This is a genomic window from Paenibacillus periandrae (genome assembly GCF_022458865.1).
Classification (GTDB): Bacteria; Bacillota; Bacilli; order Paenibacillales; family NBRC-103111; genus Paenibacillus_S; species Paenibacillus_S periandrae.
Genome location: NZ_JAJNMU010000018.1, coordinates 108,531 through 129,189, shown reverse-complemented (window position 1 = coordinate 129,189; position 20,659 = coordinate 108,531). Strand labels below are relative to the sequence as shown.

Annotated in this window: 17 protein-coding genes; 7 read left to right on the top strand and 10 right to left on the bottom strand. The window is 46.9% G+C overall.

Features of this window, described 5'->3' with window-relative positions; all coding sequences use genetic code 11:
- Positions 1–9: 9 nt before the first annotated feature.
- The 3 genes from LRL21_RS28110 (at position 10) to LRL21_RS28100 (ending at position 3,252) form a co-directional block, all read left to right on the top strand.
- Complete coding sequence (locus LRL21_RS28110) at positions 10–1,320, top strand: ABC transporter substrate-binding protein (RefSeq protein WP_240419087.1); 1,311 nt, start codon at positions 10–12, stop codon at positions 1,318–1,320.
- 249 nt (positions 1,321–1,569) lie between these two features.
- Positions 1,570–1,767, top strand: coding sequence for a hypothetical protein (locus tag LRL21_RS28105; protein WP_240419086.1), 198 nt, complete (start codon positions 1,570–1,572; stop codon positions 1,765–1,767).
- A gap of 240 nt (positions 1,768–2,007) precedes the next feature.
- Entirely contained in the window at positions 2,008–3,252 is a 1,245-nt protein-coding gene (locus LRL21_RS28100) for an MFS transporter (RefSeq protein ID WP_240419175.1), read from the top strand.
- Positions 3,253–3,397: 145 nt separating this feature from the next.
- Here LRL21_RS28100 and LRL21_RS28095 read toward each other — a convergent pair whose 3' ends face one another.
- The 5 genes from LRL21_RS28095 to LRL21_RS28075 form a co-directional block, all read right to left on the bottom strand.
- Positions 3,398–3,583 carry a hypothetical protein gene (locus LRL21_RS28095; RefSeq protein WP_240419085.1) on the bottom strand — a complete coding sequence of 62 codons (186 nt, stop codon included), beginning with the start codon at positions 3,581–3,583 and terminating at the stop codon, positions 3,398–3,400.
- A 153-nt stretch (positions 3,584–3,736) separates the two neighbouring features.
- A complete protein-coding gene (locus LRL21_RS28090) occupies positions 3,737–4,984 on the bottom strand; it encodes an MFS transporter (RefSeq protein WP_240419084.1) in 1,248 nt (415 codons plus the stop codon).
- Between the two features lie 125 nt (positions 4,985–5,109).
- Positions 5,110–6,078: an ABC transporter ATP-binding protein gene (locus tag LRL21_RS28085; RefSeq protein WP_240419083.1), complete on the bottom strand. Its 969-nt coding sequence runs from the start codon at positions 6,076–6,078 to the stop codon at positions 5,110–5,112.
- Positions 6,079–6,116: 38 nt separating this feature from the next.
- Positions 6,117–6,908: an ABC transporter permease gene (locus tag LRL21_RS28080; protein ID WP_240419082.1), complete on the bottom strand. Its 792-nt coding sequence runs from the start codon at positions 6,906–6,908 to the stop codon at positions 6,117–6,119.
- A complete protein-coding gene (locus LRL21_RS28075) occupies positions 6,905–7,681 on the bottom strand; it encodes an ABC transporter permease (protein ID WP_240419081.1) in 777 nt (258 codons plus the stop codon). Before LRL21_RS28075 ends, LRL21_RS28080 begins: the two co-directional genes overlap by 4 nt.
- 228 nt (positions 7,682–7,909) lie before the next feature.
- On the opposite strand from LRL21_RS28075, the gene LRL21_RS28070 reads away from it, so the two are divergent.
- Positions 7,910–9,493: a CapA family protein gene (locus tag LRL21_RS28070; protein ID WP_240419080.1), complete on the top strand. Its 1,584-nt coding sequence runs from the start codon at positions 7,910–7,912 to the stop codon at positions 9,491–9,493.
- Positions 9,494–9,516: 23 nt separating this feature from the next.
- Here LRL21_RS28070 and LRL21_RS28065 read toward each other — a convergent pair whose 3' ends face one another.
- Positions 9,517–10,524 (bottom strand): LLM class flavin-dependent oxidoreductase, encoded by a 1,008-nt coding sequence (locus tag LRL21_RS28065; RefSeq protein WP_240419079.1) that lies wholly within the window; start codon positions 10,522–10,524, stop codon positions 9,517–9,519.
- Between the two features lie 54 nt (positions 10,525–10,578).
- Positions 10,579–12,762: a family 78 glycoside hydrolase catalytic domain gene (locus tag LRL21_RS28060; RefSeq protein WP_240419078.1), complete on the bottom strand. Its 2,184-nt coding sequence runs from the start codon at positions 12,760–12,762 to the stop codon at positions 10,579–10,581.
- A 281-nt stretch (positions 12,763–13,043) separates the two neighbouring features.
- Here LRL21_RS28060 and LRL21_RS28055 point away from each other — a divergent pair, with 281 nt between their 5' ends.
- Positions 13,044–13,949, top strand: a complete 906-nt coding sequence (locus tag LRL21_RS28055) for a helix-turn-helix transcriptional regulator (RefSeq protein ID WP_240419077.1) — start codon at positions 13,044–13,046, stop codon at positions 13,947–13,949.
- Here the strand turns inward: LRL21_RS28055 and LRL21_RS28050 are convergent.
- Positions 13,943–14,866, bottom strand: coding sequence for an AEC family transporter (locus LRL21_RS28050; protein ID WP_240419076.1), 924 nt, complete (start codon positions 14,864–14,866; stop codon positions 13,943–13,945). The genes LRL21_RS28055 and LRL21_RS28050 overlap by 7 nt on opposite strands.
- Positions 14,867–15,067: 201 nt before the next feature.
- Between LRL21_RS28050 and LRL21_RS28045 the strand changes: the two genes are divergently transcribed.
- Positions 15,068–15,694 carry a fumarylacetoacetate hydrolase family protein gene (locus LRL21_RS28045; RefSeq protein WP_240419075.1) on the top strand — a complete coding sequence of 209 codons (627 nt, stop codon included), beginning with the start codon at positions 15,068–15,070 and terminating at the stop codon, positions 15,692–15,694.
- Between the two features lie 26 nt (positions 15,695–15,720).
- Here LRL21_RS28045 and LRL21_RS28040 read toward each other — a convergent pair whose 3' ends face one another.
- Positions 15,721–16,917: an HD domain-containing phosphohydrolase gene (locus LRL21_RS28040; protein ID WP_240419074.1), complete on the bottom strand. Its 1,197-nt coding sequence runs from the start codon at positions 16,915–16,917 to the stop codon at positions 15,721–15,723.
- Positions 16,918–17,032: 115 nt separating this feature from the next.
- On the opposite strand from LRL21_RS28040, the gene LRL21_RS28035 reads away from it, so the two are divergent.
- Positions 17,033–17,890: a DUF92 domain-containing protein gene (locus tag LRL21_RS28035; RefSeq protein ID WP_240419073.1), complete on the top strand. Its 858-nt coding sequence runs from the start codon at positions 17,033–17,035 to the stop codon at positions 17,888–17,890.
- Between the two features lie 91 nt (positions 17,891–17,981).
- Here LRL21_RS28035 and LRL21_RS28030 read toward each other — a convergent pair whose 3' ends face one another.
- Positions 17,982–20,525 carry a beta-propeller domain-containing protein gene (locus LRL21_RS28030; protein ID WP_240419072.1) on the bottom strand — a complete coding sequence of 848 codons (2,544 nt, stop codon included), beginning with the start codon at positions 20,523–20,525 and terminating at the stop codon, positions 17,982–17,984.
- Positions 20,526–20,659 lie beyond the last annotated feature (134 nt).

Here is a 20,659-nt window from a genome sequence, read left to right as displayed (position 1 = left end):
ATTTGTTCGATGAAAAAGTGGCAGTGTATGATGTCTATTGGTATTTTAACAACGTCTATGGCCGCATGCAGTTCTGAAGGCAGCAAGGAACTGACAAATACGGAGAAACCGGTAATCAATGAAGGGAAAAAGGTCGTTACTTTGGCGATGCAAGTATGGCCTACGGCTATGCAAGAATCGAACGCATTTTTTAAGACGGTAGAGAAAAAGTTTGAAGAAAAGAATCCAGACATCGATCTGCAAATTCAAATTTCAGAGGATTATGAAAAATACAAAAAAACGATGAATACAGCCTTGCTTTCAGGGAAAGGCCCGGATATCTTCGAAATAAGCAGTTTACCTATCGACGATTATGTGAGCAAAAAGCTTCTCCTGAACATGGATGAGACCATGATGAAAGACAAATCGCTGAATACAAACGATTTGCAAACGAACATTTTGGATGTTTTGAAGCAGAATGGCGGTTTATATGCTATGCCTTTAGGATTCTCCCTCCGTGCGTTCATAGGCGATGGGGATATACTTAAGAACACGAATGTCGACGATAAGAAATGGACCTGGAAGGAGTTTGAAAAGGTTTCGAAAAAACTGGGAGAGAGCGGCAAGGAGCGCCGCTACGCTTTAGCGAATGACCCGCCGGAACTCCTCCTTCAAGAATTGGTTGTGGATAAATACGCAGAGCTCGTTGATCATTCAACGAAAAAGGCAAAGTTCGACTCTCTCTTTTTCGTGGGAATGATGCAACAAATTAAGAAAATGTACGATAATAAAGTTATGACTTCAGAACCAGCGGATATAGGCAAGCAGATGTTCTATTCTACCCTGTTGCAATCACCAGCAGACTTAATTAATGGTCAACACCAATTTTTCTCAAACCCGAAGTTGCTGCAAAAGCCAGAACAAGCAGGAGGAGCGAGGATTATCACCGCTTCCCAGTTTGCCATTCAAGCCAAATCTTCGGTTAAAGAGGAGGCTTGGAAGGTTATTGCCTTCTTGTTATCCGATGAAGGACAATCCCTGCAAGGAAGGCAAGGATTTTCACTGCTTAAATCTGTGAATGAGAGGCAGTTGAACGACATTCAGAATCAAGTTAAAAGCGGAAAGTACAAACTTCCAGACGGAAAAGCCCCCAAGGTGTCTGACGAAGAATTTACCCAGTTCAAACAGTTCATTAGTACAGCGAATAACTATTCGAAGGCGGATGGTAAAGTGATTTCCATAATAGGAGATGAGTCCAGATCATTCTTTAGCGAACAAAAGTCTGCGGAGGAAGTAGCCAAGCTAATTCAGAACAAGGCGACAACCTTTTTAAACGAGTAGGAAACATTGTAAGTGAGGTTCTTGAGCATATTCGGCTGTTGTGAATAGGAAGGGTTTTAAACATATGGGCAACCCTTTACAGTTTTCAGTTATAAAATGTAAAGGGTGTGCTTCATTGCAAATTTGATTATGAATTCCCCGGTGTAATATCAATCCGCTGCTGTTCCCCCCAAATTACTTTCATGTCACCAATAGAACTTTAATGGAAACCTTTTCTAATATTCGTTCGTCTATAGATTTTGAAGGTGTATGATGAAAAGAATTGTATCTGCCCTGGCATTGGTTGCTACCTTGTTTTTCTTAAGTATTGTTATTTTAGAAAAAATAGTGGCTGAGGGACAGGACTTCCTTGGTATAGTTAGTTTCAACTCTTCCCTTGCTGCTGATGAAATAACGGTCGTCGGCTACGACAAACTGGGACAAGAGCAAGCCAGAACAACAAATTGAGGCTGGAAGCTGTGAGATAGTAATTTGGACTAACGAATAAGGTAATGCAAAGCACTGAATGAACACTTAGCCTTCGTTGTATAATTGCCTCAATTTGGTACCCGAAAATAGCAATTAAAAAGAACCCATCACATTTGTTATATGCTAGAATAAACACGAAAGATTTCTTAGGCACCGCCGCTATATTCTACCTGTTGCTACTTTAGTTGTAGCATAAAAAAGGAGTGTTAAAAATTGGCTATGCATCAAAACACCGACAAAGCCCCGAGCCTTTTCGGTAACCGTTTCCTTCAGACTGTATTATTGTCTAACGTCTTGCTGCAAATCGGTATCTGGGTGAGGAATTTTTCCATTCTGCTCTATATCGCGGATAAAACAAATAACAATCCGTATGCCATATCATTAATTAGCGTCGCCGAATTCGCGCCGATTTTCGTGTTCTCGTTTATAGGCGGAACATTCGCCGATCGTTGGCGGCCGAAGCGGACCATGATCTGGTGTGACTTGTTGTCTGCAGTTTCGGTGTTCGTCGTGTTGCTGATGATTCAGTTCGGATCATGGCAGTCCGTCTTCCTTGTCACTTTCATTTCAGCAATTCTCTCACAGTTCTCACAGCCTTCGAGTATGCGGTTGTTCAAGCAGCATGTTGAAGAAGAGCAGCTGCAACAGGGGATGGCCCTGTTCCAGTCATTGATGGCGATTTTCATGGTGCTTGGGCCGATGCTTGGCACATTCACTTACAGCACGTTCGGCCTAAAGACATCAATTGCAGTTATGGGGGTTGCGTTCCTGCTGTCCGCGCTCATACTGGTCCGACTGCCCAAGGATAAGGAGGAGCTGCGGCCGGAAGTAGTGAAAGGCCAATTCCGTAAAGAGTTCAACGAGGGCTTCCGTTACGTCTGGCAAAGTCCCGTGCTTCGGACGCTGGGAGCGGTATTCATATTGGCAGGACTCGCCGTGGGCATCGCCCAAGCGCTCGGCCTGTTCATCGTAACTGAGCGACTCGGCCAGCCAAAGGAATTTCTGCAGTACATCCTCATGGTAAATGGTGCCGCAATGCTGATCGGAGGCGGCATCGTTGCCGTGTTTGCGAAGAAGGTCGCACCGCAATTGTTGCTGGCCGTCGGTATGCTGGTGGGGGCCATATGTACGGTCATCGTTGGTTACTCAACGAATGTACCATTAACGTTGATTGTACAGTTTGTGAACGGACTCGTGTTCCCGTGCATCCATATCGGGATCAGTACGATGATCCTAAAATGGTCACACCAATCTATCGTGGGTCGGGTTAATGGTGTACTGTCCCCGATGTTCATTGGCACGATGGTCATCTCCATGTCATTCGCCGGCACGCTGAAAGACACGTATCCGCTCGTAACGATCTATACTGGAGCAGGCATCCTGTTCATTCTCGGAGCGCTTGTCATGCTCCCGATTATGAGACAGAAAGAGCCGGAGATGTCAGAGAGCACCAGCCAGTCGTAGACACTATATTTTTAAAAAATAACCCTCCTATTATTTCCCATAGGAGGGTTAAATCAATAAATAGTATGCTCTTTGAATCCGTATTAAATATAATGGCAACCTTGATGTGCTCAGCGTTTTTTTTGAACAACCACATCCAACCGATTTATGATGCTTGTTTTAACGGTGCGGCCGGATTGCCTGCAGGTTGGGGTGTCTTCCAATGATAAGCTTCATTATTATGGTACACAATCTCATAATGCGAATTCCTTACCTCAATCACAGAACGATACCAGAGCAGCAGCTCGGCACAAACGATAATAAACAGGATTTTTTTAATGTCCAGCTTCATGCAGGGGAGAACCTCCTAATAGCTTGCTGTGGCAAGCTGTTGTTGGGATTACATAGAATGGACCAGTCCGTATGACAGAAAACAGTCGGCTTGTAAGTGAACAAAATCTTTTACTTAGGATATGTCGGTATGTATGGAGTCATGCGGACCGTATCAGGTATCGTCTCCAGAGTGAGAGACGTTTCCGGCTTTTTGGATTGTCTGTTTTGGAAGCTGTTGATCACTCAGAGTGCGACGTACCCACAGTGCGTTGCCGAGCAGCATAATACAGGACATAATGAAAACCCCGCGAATACTCACCCAGCCAGACAAAGCTCCACCAATAATCGGTCCCATCATGTTACCAAGACTGAGCGCGCTGGAGTTGAAGCCGTAAGAGCGGCTCTCCATACCATTAGGGGTGTAGCTGCGAATTAGCGTTTGGACTGAGGGCAGCATACCGCCCATAAACACACCGAGCATAAACCTCGCAGCAAACAGCTGCCATATGTTCGTTACGAGTGCTTGTGGAATATAGCATAACCCTGCTCCAATCAAGCAAACCGCCAAGATCTTAACAGATCCTATTCGATCGCTCCATCTGCCGAGCAGTGGAGACGCTATCATATTGGAGAAGCCGGTTACCGATCCGACAAGCCCTGCGTAAAAAGCAAGCAGCTCACCTTTCCCATGCAGATCCTGAACGAAGAGGGGGATAAGCGGCATGGCAGCAAGCATCGAAAACTGAATTACAAAAGTGACTCCATACAGCGCTGGCAGCTGCTTCACTTTCATTAACACGCGGAAGCCTTGGACAATCGTAATATTCGTTTTCTTCTTGGCCTCGGCCAAATCGAATTTTTCTTTAACGAGAAACAGTGCGACCATCGAGGCACCGAATAACAAAGCACCTGTCACATAAAATATAGAACGAAATCCAAGCCATTCCGCCATCAAACCACCGATGAAGGGACCGAGAATCGAGCCTGCAACCCCACCCGATTGCAGCATACCCATGGCGAAGCCACTTTTCTCGCGGGGTGTATTGGTTGAGATCAAGGCCACCGCTGCCGGCATGAATCCAGAGATGACGCCATTCAGAATCCTGAGCAGCAGCAGCTGTGTCGGATCGTGGGCAAAACCCATTAATGTCATGACGACGGCCATTCCGAACGAGGAACGAAGCAGCATCACCTTGCGTCCATATCGATCGGACAATCGTCCCCAGAGCGGCTGGAAAAAAAATGAGGTTACAAAATTCCCTGCAAAAATAAATCCTGACCAAAGTGCAATGTGATGAGGATCCGTAACACCCATTTCTTGTATGTATAAAGGTAAAAAGGGGGTAATCATCGTCATTCCGCTCATTACCAAAAACTGGCCTATACATAATACAGCTAAATTAACCTTCCAACGTGCCACGGCCGTTCTCCTCTTTTCCTGCTATGTACGTTGAAGTATAACATATTCGGACTCAATTGCTCCAACTCATCAAGCAGCTTAAAGAGATACTCAGACTCGAGTATCTCCCGTATAGGCATGAATTTCTAATAGATTCGATGAATGATTTCCTCGAAGTCGGGTTCCTCCATATGAACATCGGAGATCGTACCCCATTCCTCGATTTGCCGTAGTACGTCCATTGCCTGAATAGACCTACGATTGCACTGAACAGTGAGTTCATTATCGGTTTGGCCGACAATCAGAAAAGCACCGCTCCATTCAGGAGGCACGTGAATCGGCTCGACAAAGCTGATTCTCATTAATGTGGGCAATCCAATTTTCTCTCTCAAACCATCAATGGTTCCATCATAAGCAAGCTGGCCGTGGTTAATGACCATTACACGTTCACATAGCTGCTCGATATCGTCCATATCATGAGTGGTCAGCAGCACCGTTTTTCCAAAATCCCGGTTCATGGCTTTAAGCAGCTTGCGAATTGATTTTTTGGCTACGACATCGAGTCCGATGGTAGGCTCATCGAGAAACAAAATATCCGGGTTATGCAGCATCGATGCAGCCAGATCGGCGCGCATACGCTGTCCAAGCGATAGCTTACGGACAGGCGTATCGATAAATTCCTTGAGCTGGAGCAGTTCACTTAGCTCAGCTAACGTACGGTCCTTTTGCGTCCGTTCGATGCCGTACATCGCAGCTAATATATCGTAGGAATCCTTCACAGGCAGATCCCACCATAGCTGGCTGCGCTGTCCGAACACGACTCCAAGCTTGCGTACGACCTGCCGCCTGAATTTATGCGGGCTGTGCCCGTCGATTAGCACCTCACCGGAAGAAGGGTGCAGAATACCGGTCAGCATTTTGATCGTGGTCGATTTGCCAGCTCCGTTCGGTCCGATGTAACCGACAAATTCGCCGCGTTCGACGATAAAATTGATGTCGTTGACTGCGATTTTTTCTTGGTGGGCACCACTCATATACGATCGGAGCCGCTGCCAGCGTCCTTGGCCAACAAGCGGAATCCGAAATGATTTGCTTAAACCTGATACTTCAATCATGGAACAGCTCCTTTAGTGGATCGTTTATAATATTGGTTTCAGCTTCCCGTACTTTGATATTTGGACATGCCGAGCTTCCAGAACTGCAGCATAACGAACAGGAATAGAGCGGCGAACAAGCCGATAGCCGGGATCAGCCAGAACCCGAATTCATGGCGAAGCACGTACAAGGCAGGTAAGTAATTAGCAGCTCCGACAGGAATTACGGTCAGTAAAATACCTTGAAGCCATTTTGGATATAAGCTCATCGGATACTGTACAGCTGTGCGAGCCGCATCTTCAGTAACATTTTGCAAATCGCTGACCCGTGTAATCCAAAAGCCGAAGGTGGCTGTACCAAGACCGATTGCGAACAAAATGACGGCTCCGATCACAATAACCACTACCGTTTGCACAATAGCCCAAAGCTCAATCTGTCCAGATTGCAACAACTCGTGAACACAAACCGTCAGGATGATACCGCCTTGAATGTATTCTGCCAGCATAATTCGGAAATTTTGCGTCATGAGCGCCAGCAGCAGCGGGATGGGGCGAATAAGCAGCTGGTCGAGATCACCGGAAACCAGGTATTTTTCCAGATGATGAACATCACTTGCCAATGTTCGGTAAATGGCTTTGGACAATAAAATAGTCCCATACAAGTATCCCACTTCATATAAGCTCCAGCCCTTAATACTGCCAAATTTCCATAAAATGATGGAGATTAGCATAAATTCCATCGTATTGACCACAAAAGCAAGCAACGTCGAGAACCAAAAATTAAATTTGTATTGCATCTTGCTGACGATGCTGGCACGGATCAGCAGAGCGTACATCCGAAACGCATTCATCCTCCTTGCACCTCCACTTTATGGCGAACGATCGCTGTAGCGGCAAAGCATAGCAGGGTTAGAAATACAGACCAGATCAAGCTTCCCAGAAGAATGGTCACACTTTCCATACCGAGATAGAGCTTGGTGGGCACATATTGCATATAAGGATAGGGAGTCATTCTCGCTATACCTTGCAGCCAGACGGGCAGCCAGTCATTCGGGATCAGGAAGCCGGATAAAACGGAGGAGAGTGAGATATGTACCCAGAACAGCCATTGCGATTCGGTTGTCCATAACGCAGCTACACCTATCATATAGTTGATGCAGATGCTCATATAGGCGGCCAAAATAAGTGCTGTGATGGTTAAAGCCCATGTGGAAGCGCTGCGCGGAACCGGTAATTCCAGTGTCCACACATAGAGCAGATAGATTGGTAAAGATTTATAGAGAAGCTGGTAGGCGATTTGTCCCCATTCCCGACACATTAAATGATAAAAAAGGTGAACAGGCCGCATGAGATCAAGCGCGATTTGTCCGGTACGTACGGATTGGTCAATACCGAGTCCTTTGGTCATAAAAACTGTAATCCATAAACAGACCTGATTAAATGCTACATAATGAATGACAGTTTCCAGTGTATAACCGCTTGCACCGCCAGTTGTCCCTACGCCTTTCCATATAGAGACGTAAATAAGCCCGAAGATCGCACTGGCAACCGTATTGATTGCATGCGAGGCTCGGTACTGCAAGTTGCGGTCATACGCTTTTTTTATTAAAACGGTAAAAAGCATACACACCTCCTGTGATGAAGTTGTTGCACCTGCTGGTAACGGCAGCAAGCACATCGATGATTTTCTGTTTGAAAAGGGTAGTTCTGAGACACGTGCGTAAAGGGTGTGTTGAAGATACTTGCAAGAGGGTTGTTATGTAAGGGTGCAAAGAGGACGGACAATCATAATAGCAAATTTGGGTTGAGTTTGGCAACTGTTTTTTTGTGAGTTTAGATTCATGCTCGGTGAATGAAAATTTGGTATACTAGCAAGGTGTTTCTGTTTGCAAACCCAATGAACCTGTTACAGAAGGAGAAGATCGTCATAGAAACTCGAGCTGTCAAACATCGCGATGTCAATAAGATCAAGAGAAATACGTGGATAACTCTCGGAATCATAGGATTAGTAACGATAGCATGTTTTAGTTATTTGTTAATTTGGCTTTTTGGCAAGGAGTCCGATAAGGCACTGCCAGCTCCACCTGCTGCAACGGCAACTCCAGCGGCATCTGGTGGCACAACAGGTAAGACGGAAGTCGTTAAGCCATCAAATGCTGCAGCGAGTGGTAACGTTGGGAATGGCACAAGCAGCAATGGTACGGCGGACAAGCCGAGTGATAGCAATGTCAACGGTCAAGCACCCGGTAACAAGCCTGCTGCGAATTCGAGCGGCGGTACGAGTACGAATCGTTCAAGCGTAAAGCTTACGTTTGTCGGCGATGTGATGTTTGCAGGCAATGTAGAACAATTATTAATCAAGAATGGCTGGGATTATCCTTATCGGTACATGAAGGAATATCTGGAGAAAGCTGATATTACCGTTGCCAATCTGGAAACACCGATCTCGTCACGGGGAACGGCACAAAGCAAGGATTACATATATCGTTCATCACCTGAAGCACTGCCTGCACTAAAAGATGCCGGTATTGATCTCGTCAATACAGCTAATAACCATATTCTTGATTATGGAACGGATGCGCTGCTGGATACGATGGATGCGTTGGATAAAGTGGATATTAAGCGGGTAGGGACGGGACGCAATATTGAAGAAGCCTACAAACCGGTCATTATGGAGCGGAATGGCATCAAGATTGCTTTTCTCGGCTTCAGCCGCAATGCGCCGGATGCCGGATGGTATGCAGGCAAGCAGAAGCCTGGCGTAGCCGAAACCTATTCAACGAAGCTTCCCTTGGAGGCCATTGCAAATGCTCGCGAGGTGGCAGATCTCGTTGTAGTCATCGCTCATTGGGGTATTGAACGCCAGGACGTTGCAGCCAAGGAACAGACAGAGCTCGCTCACAAATATATTGATCAGGGTGCCGATTTGGTTGTGGCCAGCCATCCGCACGTGCTTCAGGGCTTTGAGCAGTACAATGGTAAATGGATTGCCTACAGCCTGGGTAACTTTATCTTCACGACCAACGCGGAGCCGATGACCTGGGAGACGATGGTGCTTGATGCGGAATGTACGAAGGATCGCAAGTGCAATTTGCAAATGCTGCCTGTACTGACCAAAGGCGCCCAGCCCGTCCGTATGCCGGAGGCAGAAGGATTAAAGCTTTTTGAACGGATGTCGCGTATATCCTTTAATGCTGTTGTAGCGAACGATGGTAAAATTACCGCAGGCCCAACCAAGCAGCCGATATCAGATATAGTGGCTCCGGCAGCTCCAGCCAAACCACCTGCTGCGGATAAACCGGCAGATAAGAAGACAGGAGAGACAAAACCTGTACAGCCGGCCAAGCCTACGACACAGCAGCCTGCACAGACTCCCAAGCCAAATACCGCTCCAGGAACGACCAAGCCGTCGCAATCCGGAGCGGTGAATCCATAGCTTTAAAACCTGTAAGTAACTAACTAACTATACAATCCGAATTCTGTCGCAAGAAGTCGGTAAGATTTTAACCGTGCTTCGAAATCATGAGTTGGAGTGACTACAAGCAATTCATCGGTTTTATACAGCTCACTAATTTCCAGCAGCTTGCTCTTTACCTGCCCTGGAGTGCCTACGATGCGCCGCTGACGGCGTATCCGTATGCGCTCCAGATCTGCTTCTGTGTATGGATAATCCATGGCGCTTTCGACGGAAGGAAAAGTATTGAGCTCCAAGCCCAACTCCAGACGAAGGAAAAACAAGTCTGTACTGGTTGCGAGCATATTGGCTTCCTCCTCGCTATCTGCACATATGGCCAGAACAGCGGCAAGAGTTCGTGGGTGATCGTTCAAGACGGACGGCTGAAAATGCTCATGATAATATTGCATCGCAGACTCACCTCCGGGTACACCAAAAAACTGGGCAAATGCATAAGCAGCACCTTGTCTTGCAGCAATCTTGGCGCTCTCATCGCTGGAGCCCAGCAGCCATAGCTCGGGTGCGGTCGGAATAGAAGGTGACGCGTGCAGTCTGGCAAACGGATGCTCAGGTGGCATTGCTTGATGCAAATAGCCCGTCAAATCTCTAACCTGCTGCGGGTATTGGTTAATATCCACAAATTTATTTTCCTGAAGAGCTCTTGTAGCGAGTGGCATGCCGCCAGGAGCGCGCCCCAAACCCAGATCGATCCGCCCTGGATGCAGAGCTTCGAGCAGTCTGAAATTTTCCGCGACTTTATAGGCGCTGTAGTGCGGAAGCATAATGCCCCCGGAGCCCAGCCGAATCTTTGCCGTTGCTGCAGCAAGATGTGCAATCAGAATTTCCGGGCTTGAATGCGCGAGCGCCTTGGATGCATGATGCTCCGATACCCAGTAACGGGAGTAGCCGAGCTTATCAGCCTCTTGAGCCAGCAGCGTTGTTTCTCTAAGTGCCTCTGAAGCAGTTTTACCTTCACCTATATGGGATTGATCCAAAATACCAAGCTTGATCATTTTCTTCACCTCTGACTTAAACTGTAACAGAAAATGTTCAGTTGGTCAAAGCATTCAATTTGTTCTCAGACTAACCCCTTCTGGAAGTATGAGCTTCGAATGCCCGAGCTTGTGCTCGAATCGAATTGTACCCGCAGGCACTTCAAACGAAATATGGAGCCAATCCAGCTGCTCCGGTATGTGAGGGTTAAAGCTGACTTCCTTCCATCCCGGAGCAGCAGGCTTAAGCCCGATAATTTCTTCAATAAGCAGAGGTATTGGCGCACTAGCCCATGGATGGCATAAGCTGGTATTCCATTTCAAATCCTTCGACCATGCCTCGAAGCAGGTCGTTGCGCCTTCCTTGACCATATTGCCCCACGAATGCAGCTCCTCCGAGCGGATTAGATCATACACAAGCGCATACTCTCCGGCAGCAGCCAAAGCTTTTAATAAAAAATACGCCATATATACACCGCAGCTCAAACGCTTGCTCCGCAGCAATTCAACTACAGTCTCACGACCATCAGCATCGACCAGACCGAACAATAATGGCAGCGCATTCGCATGCAGGGAAGAATGCTTTGATCCCTCTGCATCCACGAACAGCTTCGTCTGTTCATTCCAGAACACCTGCAGGAACGTCTGTTTGAAGCTGTCTAAATCGTCAGTCTCCTCGATTTGAAGAATGCTGCGAATTTGCCTGACGGCAACCCTTGCTCCATAATAAAAGGCATTAACAACATTATGGCAGCCCTCACCAACCGGTCTGGTCAATGGGAAGTCATATTCGTCACGCATTCCCTCAGGCCAATCAACCAGATTCCACTTGTCGGCAACATGGGCGAGCAATCCGTCTTCCCGCTGATAAGCTATAAAATGTCGCAGCATCCCCTCAGCCACAGGATACATTTCACGCAAAAAGGTTTCGTCACCGCTCTGCTTATAATATTCAAGCAGTTGAATCGGCCATTGGAACGAAAAATCGGCTATTTCCTGCATAAAGTGGCCCGGAGCTACAGCCATAATACCCGGACATACATGTGAGGACAGTAAAGCAAAATCAACAAGAGATTTTCGGAACAGCCGTAAATCGCCGGACACATAAGTATGCGCGTGTGTTATGACCGTATTGTCACCGAGATATTGACCCTTTTCCCGGGAAGGGCAATCTACGTAATTTTCCTGTGAGCCAAATTTCAGACCATTTGTGCAAATCTCCCAAATCGCGTTCAGCATGGAATCGGACGATTCAAAGGAGCAAGCTTCCTCATTGAGCGGATAATGCCTGACCACAGCCGCAAAGCTATCTGTATCGATGTGAATACCGGATTCGGCGAGCACCTCAACATACCGAAAGGCTTTGTAGTCATACATATCTAACACATCATTACCGCCTGACAAGGTCCAATGCTCCTGGTAGGTACAATTGCATCGCATCTCGTAACGAACACGCTCATTGTCCAGCAGCTCCTCACCACAGCGAAGCTCGATCTGTTGTCCTGGCTTACCCTGAGCGCGCATCTGGAACTGTCCGGTTAATTCGCCGCCAAAATCGAGTACATAACTTCCCTCTGCAAGCGAGGTTATTTTGACAGGTTTGACCGTGTAGACAGCAAGTGGTGGAGTTGGCTGCAACTGCAGCTGGTGATCATCTGCAGCATGGACAGAAGCTTGAGTCCAGTCCTCTGCCCGATAGTCGAGCTCCTGCCATCCAGCAGGCTGAAGGCGATTATCGATATGCTCCAGGTATTGGGTGTTATAGCCAATAATATCGCCGCTAACGTAAGCCTTATTTCGGGTCACCTTCCAGGTGTCATCGGTTTTTGCTACAAGCTGTCCATCAACTGATACTTCGGCTATTAAGCCTTGGCGATAATCCCCGCTGTTATAGGACCGGCAAATCAAGCCCTGATAATACACATGAACGGCTATAACGTTATTACCTTTTCGCAAATAAGGTGTGATATCGAAGCGATTATAATAATAATGGAAATAATTACCTTGAGCAGGGCCCTGTCCTACGAATTGTCCGTTTAGGTATACCTTATAGTAATCATCAGCTGTAAGTTCGAGTATGGCATCGGTGAAATCATCGTCCAGCCTCCAAGTCTTTCTCGCCAGCATATGCAGATTTTTGAGATCCTCCCGATGGTCGGGCAGATCCTTCGGCTCCATTTCTTTATGAAACAAATCGATCGGCTGCAGACCGATAAAGGCGGCGTCCGAAATCCATTCAGCTTCCCATTGCTTGTTCATCCCTATACTCCTTTGCACATTCGATTTGTAGAGACTAAGACTCCGATCTCTCCTATTAGTATAGGAGACTTTAATGAGAATTTCTTGGAATATCGGCCCTTAAACCCGGAGAATTGACCGCTTGCGGTCCAAGTTGATGAATGGAGGACTTGTTATGCTTGGGCTGCTCGTCTACAATAATGAGCAAAGCGGACTATTAATTCTGGAGAAGTATCTTTCCGGAACAACTTGCAACAGGGCAACGGGACGTATTTGCCGGACTTTTAAGGAGGATCGCACATATGCTCTATCCGAAGGAAAAATATTTGGAGAGCGAGGAATTTCCATTCGCAGCGTTCCCTTTTCCAACCTTGCCAGAGAGAGTGATGAATCCGCATACCCACGATTTTATTGAGCTGGTCTATGTGGCCGACGGCTTTGGCGAGCACTTGTACAAGGGGCACTCCTATCCGATATCCAAAGGGGATATATTCGTCATACCGCCGGATGTGGAGCATGATTACCGAGTCATCGGAACAGCTCCACTCAAGGTTTATAATATATTATTTATCTCGTCGTTTCTTGAGGCCGAGCTGCAGACTTTGTCCAAGGTCTCTTCATTCATGAATTTTTTTTATGTGGAGCCCTTTCTCAGGCAAAAGGCCGATTTTGAATCCCATTTGAAATTGTCACTTCCTGAAGCTAAGGAGGTTCAACTGCGTCTGGAGCGCATCATAGAAGAATTTGACCGCAAGGCACTGGGCTATCGGATTTCGATAAAAGCGCTGCTGATAGAACTGCTGGTTTGGCTGAGTCGCTGCTATGAAGAGCGGCTGGTACAGATCAGGTTTCGCCCTGAGCATTCAGGGATTCGCGAGCTTTGTGCATTTCTGGAGCTGCATTATGCGGAGCCGTTTCAGCTGGAGGAAATTTGTCAGATGTGCGGGATGAGTAAAACCAGCTTTACTCATAAGTTCAAGCAGACGATCGGCAAAACATTTATCGAATACCGCAATGAGGTTCGCATTCAAGCTTCTTTAAAATGGTTGAGAGAGACGGATGAACCTGTTATTCGCGTGGCCGAGCGGGTAGGGGTGGGTGATGTGAGCTATTATAATAAATTGTTCAAGCAGCAAATCGGGATGCCGCCGAGGGAATATCGCTGCAAATATAGCAGTGGTACTCCCAGGGCGACTGCACCTTATTGAATCAGAGCAATCACAAAAGGCAATACGAGGAATGATGCTAATGTCGTCCATAAAATGCAGCGTGCTACAAACTGGGGTGAAGCGTCGAATTGCTCAGCAAGCATGAAGGCATTAACGGCAGCAGGCATTGAAGCCAGAATGAAGAGTACCGAAAATAAAGTTCCATCGATATTTAGAATGGCCAGCACGAGCAGCGCCAGAAGAGGCGAAAGCAGCAGCCGAATCGAGATACCGGTCCACAATGCCTTCTGCAGGCCTGGCTTCCAGGCTGCCGAGCGGCTGTTCACCATTTGTGCGCCGAGGACGGTCAGAACGACTGGAGCGTATGCGGTAGATAACATCATGATCCCTTTATCCAAACCTTCAGGAATCCCGATATGAAGACTGCGAACGATCACCGCCAGAGCAGCTGCATAGATGGATGGAAGGGTAAGTATCGACTTCATAGCTTGACGCACAGAAAAATGGGACCGGGCAGCGAAATAAACTCCAATCGTATTCACGATAAAAATTTGCCCGATTACATACACAGAAGCCTTTTCCAGACCAAGCTGACCAAATGCCAGCAGCACCAGCGGCAAGCCATAATTCACACTGTTTGTGAACGTGGAGACCATGGTTAAACCTGCACGTTCTGCTGGCGGAAGCTTGAGCACACGTCCGAGTATGCTTGCAATTCCCCATAGCAGCAGCAAGTTCAGGACACTGAAGGCGACGGTTTTGTACACATCATCAAACGACAGCTGCGCCTTTGTCAGCGTGTCGAAGATTAATGCCGGGCTCAGCACATACAAGGAGAGCGTGGATATGGCCTTCGTGTCCAGGCCACGGTACCGTTTGAGCAGCATACCCCCAATCACAGGTAATGAAATGGGAAGAAATACATGATATATGGTAGAAAAAAATGCTTGCAGCATGATGAAAGCCCCTTTACAAACAGACTGTACTTTTTACTTTACGCTACAAACCAACAGCTGTCCAAGAGATAAAGCCTATAATTGCGATAGGTATTTGTGAAGAGACGATGCATCACGATATTTATTTGAGTATTAGGGTTGTCTGTTCTATAATTTGAGTCGTGGTAATCGATTAGATCAGAGCAAAGGAAGTGTTGAAGCGTGGAATTGATTCGCAATATTTATTGTGTTGGACGTAATTATGGCTTGCATGCTGCGGAGCTTGGGAACGACATCCCGGATGAACCGATGATTTTCATGAAACCAACGCATGCACTTACCCCCATTCATGGGCAGATAATTACGCTTCCCGGAGACAAAGGAGAGGTCCATTTTGAAGCCGAGCTGGTTGTACATATCGGACAAGATTACCAGGCTGGTATGTCCGTAGACAGCTTGATCGATACGATGGCGCTTGGAATTGATTTTACACTGCGTGATGTACAGTCTGTGATAAAGAAAAAAGGCCAACCGTGGCTGCCCGCCAAAGGATTTTTGAATTCGGCTGCTTTAACGGTATTTCGTCCGTTCAAAGGCTATGAGGAAATAAGACAAACCGAGTTTTCATTACGAATTAATGATGCCGAGGCTCAACGGGGGAATATCAATGATATGATTTTTAATCTTCAGGTCATTGTTGATTATATTGCCGAGCATTATGGGTTAGGTAAAGGTGATATTATTTATACGGGTACACCTGCTGGTGTGGGTGCTGTTCGCTCAGGGGACAAATTCGAGCTGTTGTGGGGATCAGAAGCTTTGGGTGAATTTACAATTGGATTAACGTAAAAAGACAAACAAGGAGGATCGCTCTGTTAAGCGATTCCTCCTTTGTCCTTTTCAGCTAATGCAGCATCCGAATACAGCTCACGTACCTTGAGAATCTCTGGCAGCTGTGCCATAAAGGCATCGACGACCATTGGATCAAAATGCTGGCCTCGTTCTTCCTTGAACAGATTAAGAATACGATCCAGCTCCCAAGCCTGCTTGTACACCCGCTCACTGCCAAGCGCATCAAATACGTCGGCTATAGCGGTAATACGTCCATAGATATGGATTTCCTCACCTTGGATTCCTTGTGGGTAGCCACGGCCGTTCCATTTCTCATGATGCTGATGAGCGACGATAGCAGCTGTTTTCAAGATGCGTCGAGTTGAATTTTTTAACAGTCCGTACCCAATGTTGGTGTGCGCTTTCATGATATCGAATTCTTCATCTGTTAGCTTGCCGGGCTTCTTTAGTACAGAGTCGGGAATGGCGACCTTGCCGATGTCGTGCATAGGCGATGCGATTTTCAATAACTCGGCTTCCTCGTGGCTCATACCAAGTTGTTTGGCTAGGATGTAAGAGTATTCGGCTACCCGTTTGACATGATTGCCGGTTTCCTTCGAACGGCTCTCGCCGATCTCTCCCATTGTGAAAATAATTTCTTTTTGGGTTTCTTCAATTTCATTGGAGAGCAGGGCGGATTCGAGTGATTTGCCTGCATAAGAGGCAGCCAAGGTGAGATGCTCCAAATCCTTTTTTGAAAATTGCTCCTCCGCAGTCAGCTTATTAACAGCTTGATAAGCTCCCATAATTTCGCCTTCATTATTACGGAACGGAATGACCATCAAGGCTTTGGTACGATAGCCCGTTTTGAGATCCATGGCAATTGCGCCACTTTCCAATACATCCTTGAACTCGGTATTTTTGTAAGCATCCTCTATGAAAATAGGTTGTCCCGTCGTTATCGAGTGCCCGACCAAGCCTGCATCTCGGGGAAGTCTGAGCTGGGGGACGCCATGCGCAACAGTGGAATATAATTCATTGTTTTGTTTATCTATAAGCCATACCGTACATCGGTCTGAAACGATCATCTCGCGGCCCATATCAGCCATTAACATAATCAAATGATCCAGTCGCCGCTCGTTCGCTATCTTTGCTGCATAATCAAAAATAACGAGAAGCATTTCTTCGGGCTCAAGGTTACTCTTTATTTTGGTTGTCCCAAACGGATCAAGTTCATGCACGTAAATACCCTCCCTGGGGTTTTGCATTTTATCAGCTAGGAAAATCATATTATAACGCAATAGTTCTGTAAATATATATTGTGGAATTTTATCGAATAATGGAGGAAAACAATTCATGTTGGACTGGTTGATCGGTTTGGCGTGCAGTTCATTCATTGCCTGGGCAGCCTGGCGCAAACAATCTTTATCATTATCCGGAGCATTCGCTGCGGTGATTGTAGGTACTTTGCTGTATGCGCTTGGAGGGTTGCCGTGGTATGGAACGCTTATGGTCTTTTTCCTTACCTCCACCTTGCTTACGAAGTGGAAGCATAAGCGTAAAGCGGTCGTAGAGAGCAACTACGCAAAGACTGGCAGGAGGGATGCTGGGCAGGTAGCAGCCAACGGAGGCTTGGGAACGCTGCTTTGCTTGGGTAACAGCATATGGCCGCATTCTCTGTGGTGGGCCGCTTTCATGGGCATTATGGCTGCAGTCAATGCAGATACATGGGCAACAGAAATCGGCGGTTTAAGCCGTTCATTGCCACGTTCGATCGTGAGTGGACGAAAAGTTCCAGCGGGCACCTCCGGCGGAATAACAGCTGCGGGACTTGTCGCCTCTTTATCCGGTGGACTGCTGATCGGTGCAGCGGGCTGGGCTTTTACAAGTACGGGCTGGGGACAGCCTATCAGTGAGGCCGCTGCAGCTTCTTCCATCGTCGTCACTACAGCTATGGGTGTCATTGGGCTGCTCACATTAGGTGCTCTTGGCGGCATGGCAGGCTCGCTGTCGGATTCCTGGCTGGGAGCGGTATTACAGGTGATGTACCGCTGTCCGGTTTGCGGTAAGGAAATAGAAAAAAACCGTCATTGCAGCGATACTCTTGCAGTTCGTATTCGCGGAGCTTCATGGATGACGAATGATACGGTCAATGTGATCAGCTCTGGAATTGGCGGTGCTGTAAGCGCAGCATTTTTTTACTTGTACCTTTGAAATTGAATGAGATTCACCAAATGAAAACCGTTCCTTCATCAGCGAAGCTATGTAATTCGCTGGATGAGAAGAACGGTTTTTTTTGCATCGATTAAGGTAAAGTAATCGACTTTAAGTCATTCATGGACGATATGTCAGTTGCTTTTAATATTTGCTCTGATGATGTGTACAGCGCATCTCCAATATATAGAATTCGTTGGATATGGCGTTTGCCATTGAAAGCGACCTGTCCGGCTTTCAAGTAATCGTCACTGCTTAAATGGGTGATTTTTCCTTTGAGCTTAAAGCCGTTTGCTACATCGATTTGGTATGCATAAGCACCTTGAAACGTAAAATCGCCATAGCTTGGAATATTATTGACAGACACTGCCGGGCTTGAGCTTGAAGCTGCATGACTTTTGGTCTCCATTATAGTGACAGGGAAAGCGAGCAGGTTCTTCTCCTTGGAGAACAATAGTGCTTTATGGTTATGAAGCAGCTCCGAATCCGTACCGCGGTCTCCGATGCTTTCCGAGAACAGCTCCTTTGGATTCGCCACATCACTTACATCAAACATCGCCATCTTCATACCCTGATAATAAGCTGTCGTTTGTGCAGAGCCATTAGATCCATTATTGCTTGAGACCTCGACCGCATCCTTACCGAAGCCGATCAGATGGGTATCATCGTATGGATGCAGGTAGTTGCTGTAGCCTGGTATCTTGAGCTTGCCAAGAATTTTGGGTGCCTGCGGCTCCTGCAGATCGATGACAAATAAAGGATCAACGGTCTTGAAAGTAACCATATAGGCGCGATTGCCTGCATAGCGGACCGAATAGATCTGCTCGCCGGGAGCAATATCATTAATTTGACCAATCACATTCATCGATTCGTTCAGCACGTACATGTGATTTTTGGATGTCATATCATCATCGCGTCCGACAAATCCGGTTGTTGTGGCGATCCGGAAGCTGCCATTCATTTCATCCATCGCAAATTGGTTTATGGCCCGTCCTGGAACCTTGCCGCGGCCCGTATAGCGAATGGTGCCTTGATCCATAGCAAATTTGTAAATAACGCTGTTTGTTTCTCCTGGGACTATGCGTCGTTTTGCTAGCGGTTCCTCACCTGTGCTAGGCTGTTCGACGGCAGGTGTGTATTCATTAGTCGTGACAAACAGGTTGGATTGTGATGCATATACCTGCTGACCGGAGCCGAGGTAGCTTGAGACGTTCAGCTTTTGCTCGGGCTGATTCAGGTTAAAGCCGCCGATTAATAAATAGTTTGGCTGCACCGAGTTAGGAAAGTAACGAATGTCTTCATAGCCAATACTAATGAAGGCGTCACCCGCAGCAGAATCCTTGTAGGCTGGGGCTGAGTTTTTTAAGGCTGCTGCTTTGTCAGTTGCTGACACATCGCCGCGCAGCAGCGGATATACATTGAGCCCTTTATTGGAGACCAGATACAGCGAGGAGCCAACCTTGCGTGAAGATACATAATTGCCATCCAGCTCGACCTCACGAAGCTTCTTCACCTGAGTACGATCCCCAAGTTCATAAACGATTGCTTTGGTTGTATTTCGTGCAAGATTAATACCGGGTAAGGATACGATCCTTATATTGTCTGCTGGAACAGGAGTAGGTACAGGTGATATGGCTATGGACGGTACTGCCACCGATTCAGAAGAAGAGACTGCTGACTGCGGGACCGCAGGTCCGGATACTGGCATGGCAGGAGCTGTTTGGCCCTCCATAGGTACTACGTGATCGGCAGTTCTGTAGAAGGTTGAACCGATGACCACCATATGCTTATCATCGATATATAGCTCCTTGGCTCTGAAGTTTTGATCCTCAAATGTCAAGGTTTGTGTGACCTTCATTTGGTCAGCAGGATAAGCGGAAGCAATGATGACACGATTGCGATTAACCTGATAAATATAAGAGCCGTCTGTCTTAATAATATCAGCTTCGTCAACGCCTTCAACCTGAACATTGGTACCTGAATAATCCGGGTTGGCTGCCGCTGCTTGAGGAACGGGGGCTGCTGCAGAAGCACTGCTCGATGATTTTTCTTTGGAAGTCGATTGTTCCTGTACCACGGCCGTTGTAGCCATATCTGATTTCGTCATCAGGCTCACGCTGCCGCCGCCTGCACTAGAATAATCCTTGAACAGCTCCAGCATATGATCTGCAGAGCCGATTGTAGGCAGGCTTTTATCAGCATCGACAATAGCGACTGACTTATTCAAGCCATCCCAATATACATTAAAGTCGAACGATTCACTAAAAAAACGCAATGGAATGAACAGCTTGCCATTGTGCATACGAGGCGCTGCTTCCAGATTTACGGTTGTTTCCCCGCGAAAGGCTTGTTTATTGTCGATTGTCAATTTAATACTGTGTATTCCTTTAACCGCTGCTGCCGTTTGAGAGCTTTCATCCCAATCGATTTGTACACCCAGAGATTCAGATAAATCTCGTAAAGGGACCATCAAGGTATTGTCGATCAAAAGCGGCATAGAGCTGAAGGCTACATGGCTCCCGTTTACTTGCAAACCGATGGCTGTGCCGCTTTCCGTAGCTGCTGGTGGTGCCGCAACCCCATACGAGAAAACTGTAGTTGCCAGAAGGCACACCAACGTTAATGCTTTTTTCATTTTTTTCCCTCCCGTCAATAATTGTATTCCTATACTTCTTACAAGCTCTAACGTAACAAAGAGGGAATATGTTCCATAGTCATCCATTTAATTTGTCCAAATTAAAAAACCGTCCCATAGGAAGGGAACGGCTC

Coding starts and splice junctions, on each gene's coding strand:
- LRL21_RS28060 (WP_240419078.1), bottom strand. CDS start 12,762: ATGAACAAGCAATGGGAAGCTGAATGGATTTCGGACGCCGCCTTTATC.
- LRL21_RS28095 (WP_240419085.1), bottom strand. CDS start 3,583: ATGAAGCTGGACATTAAAAAAATCCTGTTTATTATCGTTTGTGCCGAG.
- LRL21_RS28100 (WP_240419175.1), top strand. CDS start 2,008: ATGCATCAAAACACCGACAAAGCCCCGAGCCTTTTCGGTAACCGTTTC.
- LRL21_RS28075 (WP_240419081.1), bottom strand. CDS start 7,681: ATGCTTTTTACCGTTTTAATAAAAAAAGCGTATGACCGCAACTTGCAG.
- LRL21_RS28105 (WP_240419086.1), top strand. CDS start 1,570: ATGATGAAAAGAATTGTATCTGCCCTGGCATTGGTTGCTACCTTGTTT.
- LRL21_RS28110 (WP_240419087.1), top strand. CDS start 10: ATGAAAAAGTGGCAGTGTATGATGTCTATTGGTATTTTAACAACGTCT.
- LRL21_RS28055 (WP_240419077.1), top strand. CDS start 13,044: ATGCTCTATCCGAAGGAAAAATATTTGGAGAGCGAGGAATTTCCATTC.
- LRL21_RS28085 (WP_240419083.1), bottom strand. CDS start 6,078: ATGATTGAAGTATCAGGTTTAAGCAAATCATTTCGGATTCCGCTTGTT.
- LRL21_RS28030 (WP_240419072.1), bottom strand. CDS start 20,525: ATGAAAAAAGCATTAACGTTGGTGTGCCTTCTGGCAACTACAGTTTTC.
- LRL21_RS28065 (WP_240419079.1), bottom strand. CDS start 10,524: ATGATCAAGCTTGGTATTTTGGATCAATCCCATATAGGTGAAGGTAAA.
- LRL21_RS28035 (WP_240419073.1), top strand. CDS start 17,033: ATGTTGGACTGGTTGATCGGTTTGGCGTGCAGTTCATTCATTGCCTGG.
- LRL21_RS28050 (WP_240419076.1), bottom strand. CDS start 14,866: ATGCTGCAAGCATTTTTTTCTACCATATATCATGTATTTCTTCCCATT.
- LRL21_RS28080 (WP_240419082.1), bottom strand. CDS start 6,908: ATGAATGCGTTTCGGATGTACGCTCTGCTGATCCGTGCCAGCATCGTC.
- LRL21_RS28070 (WP_240419080.1), top strand. CDS start 7,910: ATGAAAATTTGGTATACTAGCAAGGTGTTTCTGTTTGCAAACCCAATG.